This window comes from Streptomyces sp. NBC_01591 (assembly GCF_035918155.1).
In the GTDB taxonomy this organism is placed as follows: domain Bacteria; phylum Actinomycetota; class Actinomycetes; order Streptomycetales; family Streptomycetaceae; genus Streptomyces.
The window spans coordinates 1,696,698-1,717,386 of the sequence record NZ_CP109327.1 but is presented as its reverse complement, the minus strand read 5'-3'; the positions used below and the strand labels follow the sequence as shown (position 1 = coordinate 1,717,386).

General features: G+C 71.3%; 17 protein-coding genes. 13 read left to right on the top strand and 4 right to left on the bottom strand.

What is annotated here, in order from left to right; genetic code table 11:
* Positions 1 to 49: 49 nt before the first annotated feature.
* The 4 genes from rpoZ to OG978_RS07960 all read left to right on the top strand — a co-directional run bounded on the left by rpoZ (position 50) and on the right by OG978_RS07960 (position 5,380).
* Positions 50 to 322 carry a DNA-directed RNA polymerase subunit omega gene (rpoZ, locus tag OG978_RS07975; RefSeq protein WP_015607348.1) on the top strand — a complete coding sequence of 91 codons (273 nt, stop codon included), beginning with the start codon at positions 50 to 52 and terminating at the stop codon, positions 320 to 322.
* A 132-nt stretch (positions 323 to 454) separates the two neighbouring features.
* A complete protein-coding gene (coaBC, locus tag OG978_RS07970; RefSeq protein ID WP_326764522.1) occupies positions 455 to 1,657 on the top strand; it encodes a bifunctional phosphopantothenoylcysteine decarboxylase/phosphopantothenate--cysteine ligase CoaBC in 1,203 nt (400 codons plus the stop codon).
* Positions 1,658 to 1,899: 242 nt separating this feature from the next.
* Positions 1,900 to 3,108 carry a methionine adenosyltransferase gene (gene metK / locus OG978_RS07965; RefSeq protein WP_189543751.1) on the top strand — a complete coding sequence of 403 codons (1,209 nt, stop codon included), beginning with the start codon at positions 1,900 to 1,902 and terminating at the stop codon, positions 3,106 to 3,108.
* A 127-nt stretch (positions 3,109 to 3,235) separates the two neighbouring features.
* A complete protein-coding gene (locus tag OG978_RS07960; protein WP_326764521.1) occupies positions 3,236 to 5,380 on the top strand; it encodes a primosomal protein N' in 2,145 nt (714 codons plus the stop codon).
* A gap of 121 nt (positions 5,381 to 5,501) precedes the next feature.
* Here the strand turns inward: OG978_RS07960 and OG978_RS07955 are convergent, their stop codons facing one another.
* Positions 5,502 to 6,050 carry a hypothetical protein gene (locus tag OG978_RS07955; RefSeq protein ID WP_326764520.1) on the bottom strand — a complete coding sequence of 183 codons (549 nt, stop codon included), beginning with the start codon at positions 6,048 to 6,050 and terminating at the stop codon, positions 5,502 to 5,504.
* 229 nt (positions 6,051 to 6,279) lie between these two features.
* Here OG978_RS07955 and fmt point away from each other — a divergent pair, with 229 nt between their 5' ends.
* Together fmt and OG978_RS07945 are read left to right on the top strand one after the other, a co-directional pair.
* Entirely contained in the window at positions 6,280 to 7,212 is a 933-nt protein-coding gene (fmt, locus tag OG978_RS07950; RefSeq protein WP_326764519.1) for a methionyl-tRNA formyltransferase, read from the top strand.
* A gap of 73 nt (positions 7,213 to 7,285) precedes the next feature.
* Complete coding sequence (locus tag OG978_RS07945) at positions 7,286 to 8,719, top strand: RsmB/NOP family class I SAM-dependent RNA methyltransferase (RefSeq protein WP_326764518.1); 1,434 nt, start codon at positions 7,286 to 7,288, stop codon at positions 8,717 to 8,719.
* Positions 8,720 to 8,764: 45 nt separating this feature from the next.
* On the opposite strand, the gene OG978_RS07940 is transcribed toward OG978_RS07945, so the two are convergent.
* Positions 8,765 to 9,616, bottom strand: coding sequence for an aldo/keto reductase (locus OG978_RS07940; RefSeq protein ID WP_326764517.1), 852 nt, complete (start codon positions 9,614 to 9,616; stop codon positions 8,765 to 8,767).
* A gap of 503 nt (positions 9,617 to 10,119) precedes the next feature.
* Here OG978_RS07940 and rpe point away from each other — a divergent pair.
* Together rpe and OG978_RS07930 are read left to right on the top strand one after the other, a co-directional pair.
* Positions 10,120 to 10,803, top strand: coding sequence for a ribulose-phosphate 3-epimerase (gene rpe / locus OG978_RS07935; protein ID WP_326764516.1), 684 nt, complete (start codon positions 10,120 to 10,122; stop codon positions 10,801 to 10,803).
* A 151-nt stretch (positions 10,804 to 10,954) separates the two neighbouring features.
* Positions 10,955 to 11,971 (top strand): sugar-binding transcriptional regulator, encoded by a 1,017-nt coding sequence (locus OG978_RS07930; RefSeq protein ID WP_266919297.1) that lies wholly within the window; start codon positions 10,955 to 10,957, stop codon positions 11,969 to 11,971.
* Positions 11,972 to 12,068: 97 nt separating this feature from the next.
* Here OG978_RS07930 and OG978_RS07925 read toward each other — a convergent pair whose 3' ends face one another.
* Entirely contained in the window at positions 12,069 to 13,091 is a 1,023-nt protein-coding gene (locus OG978_RS07925; RefSeq protein ID WP_326764515.1) for a terpene synthase family protein, read from the bottom strand.
* 307 nt (positions 13,092 to 13,398) lie between these two features.
* Here OG978_RS07925 and OG978_RS07920 point away from each other — a divergent pair, with 307 nt between their 5' ends.
* From OG978_RS07920 to OG978_RS07900, 5 genes are all read left to right on the top strand, one after another.
* A complete protein-coding gene (locus OG978_RS07920) occupies positions 13,399 to 14,865 on the top strand; it encodes a GuaB1 family IMP dehydrogenase-related protein (RefSeq protein ID WP_326764514.1) in 1,467 nt (488 codons plus the stop codon).
* Between the two features lie 208 nt (positions 14,866 to 15,073).
* Positions 15,074 to 16,531, top strand: coding sequence for an aldehyde dehydrogenase family protein (locus OG978_RS07915; RefSeq protein WP_326764513.1), 1,458 nt, complete (start codon positions 15,074 to 15,076; stop codon positions 16,529 to 16,531).
* Between the two features lie 110 nt (positions 16,532 to 16,641).
* Positions 16,642 to 17,097 carry an Lrp/AsnC family transcriptional regulator gene (locus tag OG978_RS07910; RefSeq protein ID WP_326764512.1) on the top strand — a complete coding sequence of 152 codons (456 nt, stop codon included), beginning with the start codon at positions 16,642 to 16,644 and terminating at the stop codon, positions 17,095 to 17,097.
* Between the two features lie 198 nt (positions 17,098 to 17,295).
* A complete protein-coding gene (locus OG978_RS07905) occupies positions 17,296 to 18,093 on the top strand; it encodes a carbon-nitrogen hydrolase family protein (protein WP_326764511.1) in 798 nt (265 codons plus the stop codon).
* A 48-nt stretch (positions 18,094 to 18,141) separates the two neighbouring features.
* Positions 18,142 to 19,833, top strand: coding sequence for a flavin monoamine oxidase family protein (locus OG978_RS07900; RefSeq protein WP_326764510.1), 1,692 nt, complete (start codon positions 18,142 to 18,144; stop codon positions 19,831 to 19,833).
* A gap of 6 nt (positions 19,834 to 19,839) precedes the next feature.
* On the opposite strand, the gene OG978_RS07895 is transcribed toward OG978_RS07900, so the two are convergent.
* The gene (locus OG978_RS07895) at positions 19,840 to 20,688 is read right to left on the bottom strand and encodes a fumarylacetoacetate hydrolase family protein (protein ID WP_326764509.1); all 849 of its coding nucleotides are present in this window, start codon (positions 20,686 to 20,688) and stop codon (positions 19,840 to 19,842) included.
* Position 20,689 lies beyond the last annotated feature (1 nt).

The window sequence follows — 20,689 nt, the reverse complement described above, 5'->3', positions numbered from 1 at the left end:
CGCACCGTCAAAGATTTCTTTGATCTTTACCCCCTTCGGAAGGCAGAGAGTGTCCTCTTCCATCACCACGCCCGAGGGCATCATCAACCCGCCGATTGATGAGCTCCTCGAGGCCACCGACTCGAAGTACAGCCTCGTGATCTACGCCGCCAAGCGTGCGCGCCAGATCAACGCGTACTACTCGCAGCTCGGCGAGGGTCTCCTGGAGTACGTCGGTCCGCTCGTCGACACCCACGTGCACGAGAAGCCGCTCTCGATCGCGCTCCGCGAGATCAACGCGGGCCTGCTCACCTCCGAGCCCATCGAGGGCCCCGCGCAGTAAGCAGGAATTGCATCTTCACCTCAGGCCCGGCGGCCACGGCTGCCGGGCCTGAGGTGTGTCCGGGGCGACAGCGTCGGACCGGGTGCGGTGAGGCAGCATGGGGGTGTTCGTATCCGAGTGCGGGGAGACGCAGTGGACAAGCCGAAAGTCGTTCTGGGGGTCAGCGGGGGCATCGCCGCGTACAAGGCGTGCGAACTGCTGCGTCGGCTGACCGAGTCCGGTCATGACGTGCGCGTCGTACCGACCGAGTCGTCGCTCCACTTCGTGGGGGCGGCCACCTGGTCCGCGCTCTCCGGCCACCCGGTCTCCACCGAGGTCTGGAACGACGTCCACGAGGTGCCGCACGTCAGGATCGGCCAGGGCGCCGATCTGGTGGTCGTAGCCCCCGCCACCGCCGACATGCTCGCGAAGGCGGCCCACGGTCTCGCCGACGACCTGCTGACCAACACGCTCCTCACGGCCCGCTGTCCGGTCGTCTTCGCGCCCGCCATGCACACCGAGATGTGGGAGCACCCCGCCACCCAGGAGAACGTCGCCACGCTGCGCCGCCGGGGCGCCGTCGTCATCGAGCCCGCGGTCGGCCGGCTCACCGGCGTCGACACCGGCAAGGGCCGGCTGCCCGACCCCGGGGAGATCTTCGAGGTCTGCCGCCGGGTGCTGGCCCGCGGGCCCGTCGAACCCGACCTGGCCGGCCGCCATGTGGTCATCAGCGCGGGCGGTACGCGCGAACCGCTCGACCCGGTGCGCTACCTCGGCAACCGCTCCTCCGGCAAGCAGGGCTACGCCCTGGCCCGTACCGCGGTCGCCCGCGGCGCCCGGGTCACCCTCGTCGAGGCCAACACCGGCCTGCCCGACCCGGCCGGCGCCGACGTCCTGCACGCGGGGACCGCCGTGCAGCTCCGCGAGGCCGTGCTGAAGGCCGCCGCGGACGCCGACGTGGTCGTGATGGCGGCGGCGGTCGCCGACTTCCGTCCCGCCGAGTACGCCCCGGGGAAGATCAAGAAGAAGGACGGCCAGGAGCCCGCGCCCATCACGCTCGTCCGTAACCCCGACATCCTCGCCGAGGTGGCCGGCGAACGCGCCCGGCCGGAGCAGATCGTCGTCGGTTTCGCCGCCGAGACCGACAACGTCCTCGCCAACGGCCGGGAGAAACTCCGCCGAAAGGGCTGCGATCTCCTCGTCGTCAACGAGGTGGGAGAGCGCCGGACATTCGGCTCGGAGGAGAACGAAGCGGTGGTGCTCGCGGCCGACGGCGCCGAGACCCAGGTGCCGTACGGGCCCAAGGAGGCGCTCGCCGACACGGTCTGGGATCTCGTGTCGTCGCGGCTCGGATGAAATTCGTGTGTCACGCCCGCGGCCGGGCCGAAATCCTTGAAATATGGGCATAAATGGCATTGTCCGAGGGCGATCGGCCCGCGTCGGCGGGCCGTGCCGCAGGTCACAGATCTCCCAAAGGGCGAGACATGTTGTCCGCCGAACGAAAGCGACCGATAAACTGGGGCCGGACTACGCCGGGCGCAGCTCCCGGCCGTCCGCCAAATGATCAGCCAGCAGCCGCTGCAACCCCAGGGAGCGATGTGTCCCGCCGTCTCTTCACCTCGGAGTCCGTCACCGAGGGTCACCCCGACAAGATCGCTGACCAGATCAGCGACACCATTCTCGACGCACTGCTCCGTGAGGACCCCCGGTCCCGCGTCGCCGTCGAGACCTTGATCACCACCGGTCTGGTGCATGTTGCGGGTGAGGTCACGACCAAGGCCTACGCCGACATTCCGACCCTCGTACGCAACAAGGTCCTGGAGATCGGCTACGACTCCTCCAAGAAGGGCTTCGACGGCGCCTCCTGCGGTGTCTCGGTGTCCATCGGGGCGCAGTCTCCCGACATCGCGCAGGGTGTCGACACCGCGTACGAGAAGCGGGTCGAGGGCGATGAGGACGAGCTCGACAAGCAGGGCGCCGGCGACCAGGGCCTGATGTTCGGCTACGCCTGCGACGAGACGCCCGAGCTCATGCCGCTCCCGATTTACCTCGCGCACCGGCTCTCCCGTCGGCTCTCCGAGGTCCGCAAGAACGGGACCATCCCGTACCTGCGCCCCGACGGCAAGACCCAGGTCACCATCGAGTACGACGGCGACAAGGCCGTCCGTCTCGACACGGTCGTCGTCTCCTCGCAGCACGCCAGCGACATCGACCTCGACTCGCTGCTCGCGCCCGACATCCGCGAGTTCGTCGTCGAGCACGTGCTCGGGCAGTTGATCGAGGACGGCATCAAGCTGGACACCGACGGCTACCGGCTGCTGGTCAACCCGACCGGGCGCTTCGAGATCGGCGGCCCGATGGGCGACGCCGGCCTGACCGGCCGCAAGATCATCATCGACACCTACGGCGGCATGGCCCGCCACGGCGGCGGCGCCTTCTCGGGCAAGGACCCGTCGAAGGTGGACCGCTCGGCCGCGTACGCCATGCGATGGGTCGCCAAGAACGTCGTCGCCGCGGGCCTCGCCGCCCGTTGCGAGGTGCAGGTCGCGTACGCGATCGGCAAGGCCGAGCCCGTCGGTCTGTTCGTCGAGACCTTCGGCACCGCCGCCGTCGACACCGAGAAGATCGAGCACGCCATCGGCGAGGTCTTCGACCTCCGCCCGGCCGCGATCATCCGCGACCTCGACCTGCTGCGCCCGATCTACGCCCAGACCGCGGCCTACGGCCACTTCGGCCGTGAGCTTCCCGACTTCACCTGGGAGCGCACCGACCGCGTGGACGCGCTGCGCGCGGCGGCCGGGCTGTAGGACTGCCGCTTCTTCGTCTGTACGCCGGGGCCCGGACACCGCACGAGGTGTCCGGGCCCCGGCGCGTCCGGCCTCCCGTACCGCCTCCACGGGGCCGCTGTCAGTGCTGTCTGGTAAGAATTTGGCTGTGAGCAGCGAGAACGAGCGATCCGCGGATCCCGGCGACGGGGCCCCGGAGCAGCTTGCGCTGATTCGGGAGACGGTGCGGAAGGCCAAGGTGCCGCGGGCCAAGCCGCGGACCTGGCGCGGCGCCGCGCTCGCCAAGGAGCTGCCCGTCGCCCGAGTGCTCGTCAACAAGGGCGTGCTCCATCTCGACCAGTACTTCGACTACGCGGTGCCCGAGGAGCTCGACGCCGACGCCCAGCCCGGAGTGCGGGTGCGGGTCCGCTTCGGGGCCGGGGGGCGCAATGTGCGCGGTGGCCGGCGCGAAGGGGGCGGGCTGATCGACGGCTTCCTCGTCGAGCGGCTCGCCGAATCGGACTACACGGGTGCCCTCGCGGCGCTCGCCTATGTCGTATCGCCCGAGCCGGTGCTGGGACCGGAGCTGCTTGCGCTCTCGCGGGCCGTCGCCGACCGCTACGCGGGCAGCCTCGCCGATGTGCTGCAGCTCGCCGTGCCGCCCCGGAACGGCAGGGCCGAGTCCAGACCCTCGCCCGAGCCCCTGCCACCGCCGCCCGCACCGTCGGCGGGGAGCTGGGAGCGGTACGCACAGGGGCCGGCGTTCCTGCGGGCACTGGCCGAGGGCGGTGCGCCCCGGGCCGTCTGGACCGCGCTGCCCGGACCCCACTGGCCCGAGGAGATCGCCAGGGCCATGGCCGCGACCCTCGCCTCCGGGCGCGGCGCCCTCGTCGTCGTCCCCGACGGCCGGACCGCGGGGCGGGTGGACGCCGCGCTCACCGAGCTGCTCGGCCCGGGGCGCCACGCGTTGTTGACCGCCGACTCCGGACCGGAGAAGCGGTACCGGGAGTGGCTCGCCGTGCGGCGCGGCTCGGCGCGGGCGGTCGTCGGGACGAGAGCGGCGATGTTCGCACCGGTCGCCGACCTCGGCCTGGTCGCCGTCTGGGACGACGGGGACTCCAGCCACAGCGACGACAACGCCCCCTTCCCGCACGTCCGCGAGGTGCTCGAACTGCGGGCCGCGCACGGCCGCTGCGCGTTCCTGCTCGGCGGTACGAACTGCACGGTGGAGGCCGCCCAGCTGGTGGAGAGCGGCTGGGCGCTGCCGCTGCGCGCGGACCGGGAGCAGCTGCGGATCGCGGCGCCCCTGGTGCGTACGGTCGGCGACGGGGAGCTGGCACGGGACGGTGCCGCGAGGGCCGCGCGGCTGCCCAGCCTGGCCTGGCAGACGGTACGGGACGGGCTGCGCAGCGGCCCCGTCCTGGTCCAGGTGCCACGCCGCGGATACGCGCCGCGGCTGGCCTGTGAGCGCTGCCGCGAGCCCGCTCGGTGCCGGCACTGTGCGGGGCCACTGGAGGCGCCGGATCAGCGGGATCTCGATTGCGCCTGGTGCGGGCGGGCCGAGACCGCCTGGCACTGCGTCGCCTGCGGCGGGAACCGGCTGCGGGCACAGATCGTCGGCGCCCGCCGGACGGCCGAGGAGCTCGGCCGGGCGTTCCCGGCCGTGCCGGTGCGGACGTCCGGCCGCGACCACATCCTCGACTCGGTGCCGGACGTGCCCGCACTGGTCGTCAGCACCCCGGGCGCCGAGCCGGTGGCCGAGGGCGGCTACGCGGCCGCGCTGCTGCTGGACGGCTGGGCGATGGTCGGGCGCCCCGACCTGCGGGCGGGCGAGGAGGCGCTGCGCCGCTGGACGGCCGCGGCCTCGCTGGTGCGCGGGCAGCCGGAGGGCGGCACGGTGGTGGTCGTCGCCGAGCCGACGCTGCGGCCCGTGCAGGCCCTGGTGCGCTGGGACCCGGTCGGACACGCCCGCCGCGAGCTGGCGGAGCGGGCCGAGCTCGGCTTCCCCCCGGTGTCCCGGATGGCCTCGGTGACCGGCACGCCGGAGGCGCTGGCCGCGTTCCTGGCGGCGGCCGAACTGCCGCCGGAGGCCGAGGTGCTGGGCCCCGTACCGGTGCCGGTCACCGGACCGGGCAGGCCCCGCAGACCCGGGGACGCACCGCAGGGGGAGTCCTGGGAGCGGGCGCTGCTCCGGGTGCCTCCGGGCAGCGGGGCGGCGCTGGCGGCCGCGTTGAAGGCCGCGCAGGCGGCGCGGATGTCCCGGGGGAGCGGTGAGCAGGTCCGGATCAGGGTGGATCCGCCGGACATCGGGTGACACGGCGGACCATGGGCGCCGCGCGCGGGGTGACCAGGGCCGTTTCGACGGACGGGAGCCCCGGAGCGGTCATGCGGCTGCCCCGCCGTGCCTCGGGCGTGGCGGGGCAGTGGCGGGGTGGTCAGCCGTTGCGTGGGCCGGGGAAGACGCCGGGGCGCAGGTCCTCGCGCAGTGACGGACGGTCCGCCGACAGCTGCGGCGGCATGGAGCGTGCGGCGGGTACGGCGGGCAGCGCGGGCGTGTTGCCGGGACCGGGCACGACGGGCAGGGTGCGCGGCACCGCGGCCTCCGCGGCGGACTCGGCCGCCCCCGGCTGCCGGGCGTTGCGGCGTGCTCCGTAACGGCGGTGCACCGCCTGCTTGGTGACCCCGAGCGCGGAGCCCACCGCGTCCCAGGAGAAGCCCAGCGAGCGGTCGAAGTCGACGGCCGCGGTGACCAGGGTCTCGACGCTGTCGCGCAGTTCCTGGGCCAGCCTGACGGTGGGGGCCGGGGCCCTGCCGTAGACGACGAAGCCCGTGGACGGGCCGGAGCGGCGCGGACGGTAGACGTTGCCCAGTTGGGCGGTGAGCGTGCGCAGCGCGTCCACCTGCCGCCGGACCCGCTCGATGTCCCGCACCAACAGATGCAGACTGGCCCTCGCTTGGGCGTCGTGGGTTGCGTGGTCGGCCATGAAGAAGCCTCTCGAACCGGCATTGAAAGGGATCGGGCCGCACCGTGGCGGCTCGCTTCGGTCAATCTCTCTTGACCAACGCCTCAGCCGTGGATCTGGTCACGCTTCAGGGGCGCGTGCGCCCTTCAAAGGGGCGCGCAGTCATGCGTACGCCCCCCGGCCGCCGGGCCCATAGACTTGTGCGTTGCTCGTCACCGCACGTTCCGGCCCGAGAGGCAGTCAGCCACCCATGAAGCTCGTCTTCGCAGGCACCCCCGAGGTAGCCGTACCCGCCCTGGACGCCCTGATCGCCTCCGACCGGCACGAGGTGGCCGCCGTCGTGACCCGGCCCGACGCCCCCGCCGGGCGGGGCCGCCGCCTGGTCGCCAGCCCCGTCGCCGAGCGCGCCGAGGAGGCCGGCATCGAGGTGCTCAAGCCCGCCCGGCCGCGCGACGAGGACTTCCTCGCCCGGCTGCGGGAGATCGCCCCGGACTGCTGCCCGGTCGTCGCCTACGGGGCGCTGCTCCCCAAGGAGACGCTCGCCGTCCCCGCCCGGGGCTGGGTCAACCTCCACTTCTCGCTGCTGCCCGCCTGGCGCGGCGCGGCCCCCGTGCAGCACTCGATCATGGCCGGGGACGAGGTGACCGGCGCGTCGACCTTCCTGATCGAGGAGGGGCTCGACTCCGGCCCGGTGTACGGCGTCCTCACCGAGGAGGTGCGTCCCACCGACACCAGCGGTGACCTGCTCACCCGGCTGGCGTTCGCCGGCGCGGGGCTGCTCGTTGCGACGATGGACGGCATCGAGGACGGCACGCTGCACGCCGTGCCGCAGCCGGCGGAGGGCGTCACCCTCGCACCGAAGATCACCGTCGAGGACGCCCAGGTGCAGTGGTCCGCGCCCGCCCTGCGGGTCGACCGCGTGGTGCGCGGCTGCACGCCCGCGCCCGGCGCGTGGACGCTGTTCCGGGGGGAACGGCTGAAGCTGATCCAGGCCGTGCCCGTGCTGGACCGTGCCGATCTGGCGCCCGGCGAGCTGTCGGCGGCCAAGAACAATGTGTACGTGGGCACCGGATCGCACGCGGTCGAGCTGCTCTGGGTCCAGCCCCAGGGCAAGAAGCCGATGCGGGCCGCGGACTGGGCACGCGGGGTGCGGATCGCCCATGGCGAGCTGCTGGGGAGCTGAGGCCCGCCGGGGCCGGGGCGGCGACGTAGGCTGGGAGAGTTCGTCCTCTCACCATCAGCGGAGCACCTTTCACGTGAACGACCAGCAGCGTCGCCGTCCCGCCAAGCCGCATCGCCGCCCCAAGAAGGACCCCGTCCGGTTCCTCGCCTTCGAAGCCCTCAGGGCCGTCGACGAACGGGACGCGTACGCCAACCTCGTCCTGCCCCCGCTGCTGAAGAAGGCACGCGCCAAGGGCGACTTCGACAACCGGGACGCGGCGCTGGCGACCGAGCTGGTCTACGGCACGCTGCGCCGCCAGGGCACGTACGACGCGATCGTCGCGGCCTGCATCGACCGGCCGCTGCGCGAGGTCGACCCGCCGGTCCTGGACGTGATCGACATGGGCGTGCACCAGCTGCTCGCCACCCGGATCCCCACCCACGCGGCGGTCTCCGCCAGCGTGGAGCTGGCCCGGGTGGTGCTCGGCGAGGGGCGGGCCAAGTTCGTCAATGCCGTGCTGCGCAAGGTCTCCGCGGACGACCTCGACGGCTGGGTGGCCCGGGTGGCCCCGTCGTACGAGGAGGACGCCGAGGACCACCTCGCGGTCGTGCACTCGCATCCGCGATGGGTCGTCTCCGCCTTGTGGGACGCGCTGGGCGGCGGCCGCGCCGGGATCGAGGACCTGCTCGAAGCGGACAACGAGCGGCCCGAGGTCACCCTGGTCGCCCGCCCCGGCCGCTCCACCACCGATGAGCTGCTCACCGCCCTCGGCGACGAGAACGGCCTGCCGGGCCGCTGGTCGCCGTACGCCGTACGGATGGCGGAGGGCGGCGAGCCCGGCGCGCTGACCGCCGTCCAGGAGGGCCGGGCCGGGGTCCAGGACGAGGGCAGCCAGCTGGTGGCCGCCGCCCTCGCCAACGCACCGGTGGAGGGCAGCGACAGCCGTTGGCTCGACGGCTGCGCGGGACCCGGCGGCAAGGCCGCCCTGCTCGCCGCGCTCGCCGCCGAACGGGGCGCCGCCCTGCTCGCTGCCGAGAAGCAGCCGCACCGGGCCCGTCTCGTCGAGCGCGCGCTGGCCGGCAACCCCGGCCCGTACCAGGTGATCACCGCCGACGGCACCCGACCGCCCTGGCAGCCCGGCAGCTTCGACCGGGTCCTCATGGACGTGCCGTGCTCGGGCCTCGGCGCCCTGCGCCGCCGCCCGGAGGCGCGCTGGCGTCGCCGCAAGGAGGACCTGGAGAACTTCGCGCCGCTCCAACGCGGCCTGCTGCGCGAGGCGTTGAAGGCGGTGCGGGTCGGAGGCGTCGTCGGCTACGCGACCTGCTCGCCGCACCTCGCGGAGACCCGGGTCGTCGTCGACGACGTGCTCAAGGGACGTGGCGGTCAGCCCGTCGAGGCCGAGTGGGTGGACGCCCGCCCGCTGATGCCGGGCGTGCCCGCGCTGGGCGACGGCCCCGACGTCCAGCTGTGGCCGCATCTGCACGGCACGGACGCGATGTACCTGGCACTGCTGCGGCGTACCGCCTGAGGCGTATCCGCGACGTCCCGCCCGGCCCTGTTTCCGTCAGCGGGGTCAGGCGTCCAGCCGTCGCTTGCCGAGCCAGTTGACCATCTCCGGGTCGCGGTGGTCGAAGAACAGCGTCGCTCCGGTGTCCAGGGTGGCGATGGATGCCATCTGCTCGTCGGTGAGCTCGAAGCCGAAGACGTCGATGTTCTCCGCCATGCGCTCGGGTCGGACGGACTTGGGGATCGCGACGACGCCGCGCTGGACGAGCCAGCGGAGCACGACCTGCGCGACGGACTTGCCGTACTCCTTGCCGATCCCGGCCAGGAGCGGGTTGGTGAACAGGTCGTTCCTGCCTTCGGCGAAGCCGCCCCAGGACTGGATCTGGACGCCGTGCTCGCGCATGAGCGCCTGGTCGGCGGCGCGCTGGAAGAACGGGTGGGTCTCGATCTGATTGACCGCGGGCGTGATGTCGTTGTTGACGACGAGGTCGACGAGCCGGTCGGGGTGGAAGTTGGCGACACCGATCGCCTTGACGCGGCCCTCACGGTGGAGGTCCTCCATGGCCCGCCACTGGCCGTACACATCGCCGTACGGCTGGTGCATCAGGTACAGATCGAGTTGGTCCAGGCCGAGCCTGTCCAGCGACCTCTCGAAGGCCCGCCCGGTGTTCTCCTGCGCGGGCGCGTCCTGGACCCACAGCTTGGTCGTGACGAACAGCTCCTCACGCGGGATGCCGCTGTTCTTGATGGCACGGCCGACGGCCTCCTCGTTGTTGTAGGCGGCCGCGGTGTCGAGCAGGCGGTAGCCGACGGCGAGGGCTTCGGAGACCGCCTGCTCGGTCTGCTCCGGCGGGATCTGGTACACGCCGAAACCGAGGAGCGGCATCTCGACGCCGTTGTTCAGGGTGACGTTCTGCATGGGACTTCCTTCTGGGTGGGGCAGGCCGGCCGGCCGGAGGGCGACCGCGGGGGGTGATGGACGGACATCTCCAGGTCACGCAGCTCGATGTACTTCATCGCGCTCTCTCGCTGTCCTTCTTCAGTCATCCACCGTGCCGCCCCGCGCGCCATTCGGGCAGGCCGGGTCGTTCCGGGGAGCGGCAGGCGGGGGTGTGACAGGGCCCCCTCGCGGACACCACCGCCGCCGGCACGGGCGACACTGGTCCCATGGCACCCGAGCAGCACACCGGCGGTGAAGAACTGGGGCGCTTCCTGCGTGCCCGCCGCACCCGGACCAGCTGACCAGGATCGGCCTTCGCTCCCTTCGGGACACGGAACGGTGGGCCCCGAAGCGCCCGACGGGGGCCGAAACGCACTAATCGCACGGCCGGAACTCCTGGATCGCGCGAACTGTAATGATCCCGTGAGGCTTTGGCCCGCACCGGGGCGGGGAAGTGGCGCGGAACATGGCAGGCTTGGGACATGGCCCAGATCAACCCCAGCATCCTGTCCGCCGACTTCGCCCGTCTCGCCGAGGAGGCGAAGGCAGTCGAAGGTGCCGACTGGCTCCACGTCGATGTGATGGACAACCACTTTGTGCCCAATCTGACCCTCGGCGTGCCGATCGTCGAATCGCTCAGCCGGGCCACGGACACCCCGCTGGACTGCCACCTGATGATCGAGGACCCGGACCGCTGGGCTCCCCAGTACGTCGAGGCCGGCGCCGGTTCCGTCACCTTCCACGTGGAGGCCGCGGCGGCCCCCGTACGGCTGGCGCGGGAGATCCGGGCCAAGGGCGCCCGTGCCTCCATGGCGCTCAAGCCCGCGACGCCCATCGAGCCGTACGAGGACCTGCTCCCCGAGCTCGACATGCTGCTGATCATGACGGTGGAGCCGGGCTTCGGCGGCCAGGCCTTCCTGGACATCATGCTGCCGAAGATCCGCCGCACCCGTGAGCTGATCTCCAAGCACGGCCTCGAACTCTGGCTCCAGGTCGACGGCGGCGTCTCCGCGTCCACCATCGAGCGGTGCGCCGAGGCCGGCGCGGATGTCTTCGTCGCGGGTTCGGCGGTGTACGGGGCGACGGACCCGGCCGAAGCGGTGCGGGCCCTGCGCGCCCAGGCGGACGGGGCCACCGCCTCGGCGGCCTGGGCATGCGGCCACTGACACCGGAACCGACTACCGCTCCGATTGCGGGTCGGCCCGGCCAAGGGCAGATGAACTCGGTCCGACGGGACCGATCAAGGAACGCCGGATCTGACAGGATGAACGGCGTATCGAGAGTGTGAACAGCAGTGAGGAGATCGCGGTGTCTGCAATGTCGGCGGGCCGGTCCGCCCTGCGGATGGGGCCCGCGGAGCTGGTGCAGGCGGCGGCCATGGCCCGCCGCTTCTACCTCGAGGGAAAGTCGAAGATCCAGATCGCGGAGGAGTTCGGCGTCAGCCGCTTCAAGGTGGCCCGGGTCCTGGAGACGGCTCTTGAGCGCGACCTCGTACGGATCGAGATCCGCGTCCCCGCCGAACTGGACGCCGAGCGTTCCGACGCGCTCCGGGCCCGCTACGGGCTGCGCCACGCGGTCGTCGTCGAATCCCCGGCCGAGGAGCAGGATGACGCACCGGACCCGGAGAACCTGGGCGAGGTCGCGGCCGATCTTCTCGGCGAACTGGTGAACGAGGGTGATGTGCTCGGGCTGGCCTGGGGCCGGTCCACCATCCACATGGCGGCGGCGCTCGACCGGCTGCCGCCGTGCACGGTCGTGCAGCTCACCGGGGTGTACGACGCGGGGACGGCCGAGCGCGGCTCCGTCGAGGCGGTCCGGCGGGCCGCCCAGGTGTCCGGCGGCGAGGCCCACCCCATCTACGCGCCGATGCTGCTGCCCGACCCGGCCACGGCTGCCGCGCTGCGCCACCAGACCGGTATCGCCCGCGCCTTCGACTACTTCGACAAGGTGACGGTCGCGGCGGTCTCCATCGGATCCTGGGAGCCGGGCATCTCGACCGTCCACGACATGCTCACCGACGAGGAGCGGGCGCACTACGCGTCGCTCGGCGTCGCGGCGGAGATGTCGGCGCACCTCTTCGACACCGAGGGGCGGCGGGTCGGCCGGGATCTGGGGGAGCGGTGCATCACGGTCGAGGCCGACCGGCTGCGCCGGATCCCCGAGGTGGTGGCGATCGCGGGCGGTCAGCGCAAGGCCGCGGCGATCGGGGCGGTGCTGAGGTCCGGGCTCGTCACCAGCCTGGTGACGGACACGGCGGCGGCCGACTACCTGCTGACGGAGTCGGCGGCACCGCAGCGGCCGGCCCTGGAGCGGGCCGACCCGGACGGCGACTGAGCGGTGCCGGGGGCGGTGGTCGCCGCCCCCGCGGGTGGCGGCCACCGAACCGCCCGGACGGCGCGTGCGCGGCCCGGGCGGGTTCCGGCTCGGTGGCTCAGTCCCGGACCACGCCCAGGACCGTCGCCTCCAGGTACTCCTCCGGCTCCTCGTACTGGCTCACATCGGCCGGGTTGTAGCGCGGGGTCTGCCTCGACCAGTCGAGGTTGCCGCGCATCCAGCTCCGCATCCCGTCCAGGTACGGGGTGAGCATCCAGGACAGCTGCGGGTACGCCGCCAGCAGCTCGGCCTCGGCGGTGAGGAAGCGCTCCGTCTCCGTCGCGATCTCCGCGCAGACGTGTTCGAGCGCCTGCCGCCGGCCGTAGCCGCGATGGTGCCGGACCAGATGGACGAGATTGTGGATCTCGCCGAGCACCTGCTCCTTCTCGTACGAGTACACGTCGTTGGCCCAGCACACGACATTGCACGAGGCTTCCAGCGCGGCCATGAACCGGGAGTCGTTGTGGATCGACTCGGGAGCCTCGATCCCGGCCACGATCTCTATCAGGTCCATGCAGACATGTATCGCGCCGGTGTGGCGCCGCTTTGCGATGTACGTTTCCTCGGACGGCACCACGCCGGCCGCCCGGTTCCCGGCCTCCCACGTGGTGGCTGTCGTGAGATACGTGGTGAGGTGCCAGCCGAACCGGGTGCGCCAGTGCGGGGCCGCGGTCGGCGTGGTCCGCTCCCACAGATCGGCCAGGGCGACCACGGCGGCCGGGAGCGGGCCGTCCGGCAGGGTGCCCGGGTCGTCGCTCTCGATGACGGTCCGCATCAGCTCGACCACGTCGCGTACTCGCTCCGGGCTGCGGCCCAGATGGCCGTCGTCGAGCTGGTCGTCGACGAGAAACAGCCATACGAACCAGTCCGCGACGAGGTCGAGATTCTTGCTGTCGGCGGTCGGGTGCACCATGCCGACGAACGAACCGAAGTCCGCCTGCGCGAAGCGGTCCTTGGCCGAATCGCGATGCACCAGACCGGTGTTGCGGGTCCATTCGTCGAGGTGGACTCTGGTGTGCCCGACGTGCGGGTTGGTGCGCTGGGGGAACGGGCAGTAGATGTCCGGCAGTTCGCTCTCCACGGGTGGGTCGTGATCCTCTCCGGTCGTACGTTTGACGGAAGTTGTGACCCTTCCGGCTGTTCCTCCGGGGCGTAGACGAGACCCGCGGGACCTGCGGGTTTGAAGCTACCTGACCCGTTGTCACCAGGTCCAGGGAAGATGATCGCGAATGATTCGAATGTCCTTCGGGTAGGGTCCGCGGGCAAGGCAGGTTCCACTTGCCCGGGACTCCCGCCCGACTCCTTCGGAGGAACATACGGACGCGGGTGTCTTTTGTCGTGTCTTCGTGGAAGCGACCTGCTCCGTTTCGTGTGAAAAAATGAGCGTTATGCGTTTTCTTGAGCCCGGTACTGGTCGTTACACAGAGTCCCCCTCGGTCCCGTACGACCTCACGTACGACGACGTCTTCATGGTCCCGGGCCGTTCGGCAGTCGGTTCCCGCCAGGGTGTCGACCTCTCCTCGCCCGACGGCACCGGCACCACCATCCCGCTCGTCGTCGCGAACATGACGGCCATCGCGGGCCGCCGGATGGCCGAAACGATCGCCCGCCGCGGTGGGCTCGTCGTCATCCCGCAGGACATCCCGATCGAGGTCGTCACCGATGTCATCTCCTGGGTGAAAACGCGACACCTGGTGCTCGACACGCCGATCGTGCTGGCCCCGGGCCAGACGGTCGCCGACGCACTGTCGCTGCTGCCGAAGCGCGCGCACGGCGCGGGCGTCGTCGTCGACGAGGAGCAGCGGCCCCTCGGCGTCGTCACGGAGCACGACCTGACCGGCGTCGACCGCTTCACCCAGCTCTCCGAGGTCATGTCCAAGGACCTGGTGCTGCTCGACGCGGACATCGACCCGCGCGACGCGTTCAACAAGCTGGACGGCGCCAACCGCAAGCTCGCACCCGCGGTCGACGCGGAGGGCCGGCTCGTCGGCATCCTCACCCGCAAGGCCGCCCTGCGCGCCACCCTGTACACCCCCGCCACCGACGCCGAGGGCAGGCTGCGGATCGCCGCTGCCGTCGGGATCAACGGCGATGTCGCGGGCAAGGCCAAGCAACTCCTCGACGCGGGCGTCGACACGCTCGTGGTGGACACCGCCCACGGCCACCAGGAGTCCATGATCAACGCGGTCCGGGCCGTCCGCGCGCTCGACCCGCAGGTCCCGATCGTCGCGGGCAACATCGTCGCCGCCGAGGGCGTGCGCGACCTGATCGAGGCCGGTGCGGACATCGTCAAGGTCGGTGTCGGCCCCGGCGCCATGTGCACCACCCGGATGATGACCGGTGTGGGCCGGCCGCAGTTCTCCGCCGTTCTGGAGTGCGCCGCCGAGGCGAAGAAGTACGGCAAGCACGTCTGGGCGGACGGCGGCGTCCGGCACCCGCGCGATGTCGCCATGGCGCTCGCCGCCGGCGCGTCCAACGTCATGATCGGTTCCTGGTTCGCCGGTACGTACGAGTCGCCCGGCGACCTCCAGCAGTCCGCCGACGGCCGCTTCTACAAGGAGTCCTTCGGCATGGCGTCCGCGCGCGCCGTGAAGAACCGCACGTCGGACGAGTCCGCCTACGACCGGGCCCGCAAGGCGCTCTTCGAGGAGGGCATCTCCACCTCGCGGATGTTCCTCGACCCGGCCAGGCCCGGCGTCGAGGACCTGATCGACTCGATCATCGCGGGCGTCCGCTCCTCCTGCACCTACGCCGGTGCGGCCTCCCTGGCGGAGTTCGCCGAGAAGGCGGTCGTCGGGGTGCAGAGCGCCGCCGGGTACGCCGAGGGCAAGCCGCTGCACGCCAGCTGGAGTTGATCCCGAAGCACGGCAACGCCGGTGCCCCTCCAGGCCGTTCGAGCCCGGAGGGGCACCGGCGTTTCCGGGTGCCTCGCCGGATGTCTTCGCCGGGCGGCAGAGATGTCCGGTTCCGGCCCTCGGCCGGCGCAGCGATCCGCTTCAACCCCATCGGTCTAAGTAACATGAAGCTCAATCAGCTCTCCGTTCCTCTGTGGTAAGGGATCTCATGTCCTTCTTCACCGACCTGGCCCATCAGTACATCGACGGAGAGTGGAGGCCGGGCAAGGGGTCCTGGGACATCATCGACTTCAATCCGTACAACGGTGAGAAGCTCGCCTCGATCACGGTCGCCACGGCCGACGAGGTGGACCAGGCGTACCGGTCCGCGCAGGACGCCCAGCGCGCCTGGGGCGAGACCAACCCGTACGCCCGGCGGATGGTGCTGGAGCGGGCGCTGCGCATCGTCGAGGAGCGCGAGTCCGAGATCGGCGACGCGATCGTCGCGGAACTGGGCGGCACCCGGCTGAAGGCGGCCTTCGAGCTGCATCTCGCCAAGGAGTTCCTGCGGGAGTCGGTCCAGCTCGCGCTGCGGCCCACCGGGCAGATACTGCCCTCGCCGACCGAGGGCAAGGAGAACCGCGTCTACCGGGTGCCCGTCGGCGTCGTGGGCGTGATCAGCCCCTTCAACTTCCCGTTCCTGCTGTCGCTGAAGTCGGTCGCCCCCGCCCTGGCGCTCGGCAACGCGGTGGTGCTCAAGCCGCACCAGAACACCCCGGTCTGCGGCGGCACGCTGGTGGCGAAGGTGTTCGAGGAGGCCGGGCTGCCGGCCGGTCTGCTGAACGTCGTGGTCACCGACATCGCCGAGATCGGTGACGCCCTGCTGGAGCACCCCGTACCGCAGGTCATCTCCTTCACCGGCTCGGACAAGGTGGGGCGGCACGTCGCCACGGTGTGCGCGGCGAACCTCAAGCGCGCCGTGCTCGAACTCGGCGGCAACAGCGCGCTGATCGTCCTCGACGACGCCGATCTGGACTACGCCGTGGACGCGGCCGTCTTCAGCCGGTACGTGCACCAGGGCCAGGTCTGCATGGCCGCCAACCGGATCCTGGTCGACCGGGCAGTGGAGAAGGAGTTCACCGAGAAGTTCGTCGCCAAGGTCGCCTCGCTGCCCGTCGGCGACCCGGCCGACCCGGAGACCGTGATCGGCCCGCTGATCAACTCCTCGCAGGCCGAGGCAATTTCCTCGCTCGTCGACCAGACCGTGGCGGCCGGTGCGACGGCCCTGCTGCACGGCACGGCCGACGGCAACCTGGTGAGCCCGTCCGTGCTGACCGGGCTGGCCGCCGATTCCCCCGTCCTGTCCCAGGAGATCTTCGGGCCGGTCGCGCTCCTCATTCCGTTCGACGGCGAGGACGAGGCGGTACGGATCGCCAACGACACCCCGTACGGCCTCAGCGGGGCGGTGCACACCGGCGACATCGAGCGCGGTGTACGGATCGGGCAGCGCATCCACACCGGCATGATCCACATCAACGACGGCACGGTCCACGACGAGCCGATCGTCCCCTTCGGCGGCGAGAAGAGCTCCGGCCTCGGCCGGCTGAACGGCGACTCGATGGTCGAGGCCTTCACCACCCAGAAGTGGATCTCGGTGCAGCACGGCCGCTCGCGATTCCCGTTCTGACCGGTCACGCACCGCGGTGAGCGCGTCCGGGCGGGCGCGCCGTGGTCTACTTCGGGGGCGGCCCGTGCCGCCCCCGACTCCGGCCATCGCAGAGAAGTGAACCGCCCGAAGTGCGCCTGAACGACCTCGACGAACGCATCGTCCACGCCCTCGCCGAAGACGCCCGGCGCTCCTATGCGGACATCGGCGCCATGATCGGCCTGTCCGCGCCCGCCGTGAAACGCCGCGTGGACCGGCTGCGCGCCGAGGGCGCCATCACCGGCTTCACGGTCCGGGTGGACCCGGCGGCGCTGGGGTGGGAGACCGAGGGGTTCATCGAGATCTACTGCAGCCGCAACACCTCTCCGGAGGCGATCAAGCACGGGCTCGCGCGCTATCCGGAGATCGCCTCGGCGTCCACGGTGACCGGGGAGGCCGACGCGATCGTGCAGGTCTTCGCCGCGGACATGCGCCACTTCGAGCAGGTCCTGGAGCGGATCGCGGGCGAGCCGTACGTGGAGCGGACGAAGTCCGTGCTGGTGCTGTCGCCGTTGCTGCGGCGGTACTCCTCGGGCGTGCCGGAGTAGGTCCCGGGCGCCGGACCGCGTGAGACCCAGGTCACCCTTTTGACCTGCGAAGACGTCCCACGCAATGAATCGCCGCCGGCGACCTTTGGCACGCAATGGATCGACGGTGTACGCGCAACGGTCGAGCCTTGTCCGGCGTGAGCGGCGGACCGTACCTTCGATACGTCCCCGCCCACCCCGCACCGCCCGAGGTCAGCCATGCCGCCGTTGCGCACCGCCCTGCTCCAGAACTCCGGACGACCCGGGCATGTGGCAGAGAACATCGAGGTGCTCCACGGCGCGGCGCGGCGGGCGGCGGACGCCGGGGCGCGGCTGCTGGTCTGCCCCGAGCTGTTCCTGACCGGGTACGCGATCGGGGCCGATGTGCCCCGGCTGGCCGAGCCGGCCGACGGGCCGTCCGCCCTGGCCGTCGGCGAGATCGCCGCACGGCACGGGCTCGCCGTCCTCTACGGCTACCCGGAGCGCGCGGGCGAGCGCGTCTTCAACGCCGCACAGCTCATCGGCCCGGACGGGACACCGCTCGCCAACTACCGCAAGACCCATCTCTTCGGCTCCTTCGAGCACGAGTGGTTCACCCCGGGCGAGCAGACCGTGGTCCAGGCCGAACTGGACGGCGTACGCATCGGGATCATGATCTGTTACGACGTCGAGTTCCCGGAGAACGTCCGCGCCCACGCCCTCGCGGGCACCGATCTGCTCCTGGTGCCCACCGCACAGATGCACCCCTTCCAGTTCGTCGCCGAGTCCCTCGTGCCGGTCCGTGCCTTCGAGAACCAGATGTACGTGGCGTACGTCAACAGGACCGGTCCGGAGGGCGAGTTCGAGTTCGTCGGGCTGAGCTGCCTGGCCGGTCCCGACGGCGCCGTCCGCAGCCGCGCCGGACGCGGCAAGGAACTGGTCGTCGGCGAGGTGGACCCCTCGCTGCTGAGCGCCTCGCGCGCCGCCAACCCCTATCTGCACGACCGCCGGCCCGGCCTGTACGGCTCCCTCGTCTGAGCCCGCCCCACCCGTTCCACCTTCATTCGCGCAAGGAGTCCGTACCCCATGACGTCCACGGTGCCCAACGCCGTCCAGCACACCGAGGCCACCGAGCCGATCACCATGTTCGGGCCGGACTTCCCCTACGCGTACGACGACTTCCTGGCGCACCCCGCCGGCATCGGGCAGATACCCGCGACCGAGCACGGCGCGGAGGTCGCGGTCATCGGTGGCGGACTCTCCGGCATCGTCGCCGCGTACGAGCTGATGAAGATGGGGCTCAAGCCCGTCGTCTACGAGGCGGACGAGATCGGCGGCCGGCTGCGCACCGTCGGATTCGACGGCTGCGACCCGGAACTCACCGCCGAGATGGGCGCGATGCGGTTCCCGCCGTCCTCCACCGCGCTCCAGCACTACATCGACCTGGTCGGCCTGGAGACGAGGCCCTTCCCCAACCCGCTCTCCCCGGCCACCCCGTCGACCGTCGTCGACCTCAAGGGCGAGTCGCACTACGCGCGGACCATCGACGACCTGCCGCAGGTCTACCGCGATGTGATGGACGCCTGGAACCGCTGCCTGGAGGAGGGCGCGGACTTCTCCGACATGAACCGCGCGATGCGCGAGCGCGATGTGCCGCGCATCCGGGAGATCTGGGCGAAGCTCGTCCAGAAGCTCGACAACCAGACCTTCTACGGATTCCTCTGCGACTCCGACGCCTTCAAGTCGTTCCGCCACCGGGAGATCTTCGGCCAGGTCGGCTTCGGGACCGGCGGCTGGGACACCGACTTCCCCAACTCCATCCTGGAGATCCTCCGCGTCGTCTACACCGAGGCGGACGACCACCACCGGGGTATCGTCGGCGGCAGCCAGCAGCTCCCGCTGCGGCTCTGGGACCGCGAACCCGCCAAGATCGTCCACTGGCCGCTCGGTACGTCGCTGTCCTCGCTGCACGGTGGCGAGCCGCGCCCCGCCGTGACCCGGCTGAACCGCACCGCCGGCAACCGGATCACCGTCACCGACGCCACCGGCGACATCCGTACCTACCCGGCCGCGATCTTCACCGGGCAGTCCTGGCTGCTGCTCTCGAAGATCGACTGCGACGACGCGCTCTTCCCGATCGACCACTGGACGGCGATGGAGCGCACCCACTACATGGAGTCGTCCAAGCTCTTCGTCCCCGTCGACCGGCCGTTCTGGCTGGACCAGGACGAGACGACGGGGCGGGACACCATGTCGATGACGCTCACCGACCGGATGACCCGGGGGACGTACCTCCTGGACGACGGCCCCGACAAGCCCGCCGTCATCTGCCTCTCGTACACCTGGTGCGACGACAGCCTGAAGTGGCTGCCGCTCTCCCCGAACGAGCGCATGGACGTCATGCTCAAGTCGCTCGGCGAGATCTACCCGGACGTCGACATCAGGAAGCACATCATCGGCAACCCGGTGACGGTCTCCTGGGAGAACGAGCCGTGGTTCATGGGCGCGTTCAAGGCCAACCTGCCGGGCCACTACCGCTACCAGCGGCGGCTGTTCACCCACTTCATGCAGGACCGGCTGCCCGCGGACCGCCGGGGTCTGTTCCTCGCGGGCGACGACATCTCCTGGACGGCCGGATGGGCCGAGGGCGCCGTACAGACCGCGCTCAACGCAGTCTGGGGCGTGATGACCCGGTTCGGCGGCGCGACCGATGCGACGAACCCCGGCCCGGGCGACGTCTTCGACGACATCGCCCCGGTCGAACTCCCTGAGGACTGAGCCTCGTTACGCGGGCCGGCAGACGCTGCGCTGCCGGCCGAGGCCCGAGATCTCGACCTCCATCACATCGTCCGGGCCCAGGTAGGGGAAGCGGCCGGACAGCGCCACGCCCTGCGGGGTACCGGTGTTGACGATGTCGCCGGGCTCCAGCACCAGGTACTGCGACAGGTGGTGCACCAGGTGCGCCACGCTGAAGATCATGTCCGCGGTGCTGGAGTCCTGTCGCGGCTCGCCGTTGACGTAGCTGCGCAGCCGCAGCTGCTGCGGGTCACCGACCTCGTCGGCCGTCACCAGCACGGGGCCCAGCGGGTTGAACGTCGCGCAGCTCTTGCCCTTGGACCACTGCCCGCCCGACTCCTCCAGCTGGAAGGCCCGTTCGGAGACGTCGTTGCTGACGGCGTAGCCCGCGATGTGCGCGGCGGCGTCGGCGGGGGAGTCCAGGTAGGAGGCGCGGCGGCCGATGACGACGGCCAGCTCCACCTCCCAGTCCGTCTTCTTCGAACCGCGCGGGATGAGCACGTCGTCGTACGGGCCGACGACGGTGTTCGGCGACTTGTAGAAGAGGATCGGCTGCTCGGGCGGCTCGGCCCCCGACTCCGCCGCATGGGCCGCGTAGTTCTGGCCGATGCAGAGCAGCGCGGAGGGCCGGGCCACGGGAGCGCCGATCCGCTGACCGGTGATGTCGATCTCCGGGAGAACCGGCTCGGCGGGCACCAGGTGCGGGTCGTCGGCGAGCGCGGCGAGGAACGCGCCGTCGATGTCGTCGGTGATGCCGGACAGGTCGTAGTGACGGCCCTCGGGGCAGACGAGGACCGGGCGCTCGTGGCCCGGCTCGCCGATGCGCATCAGTCGCATG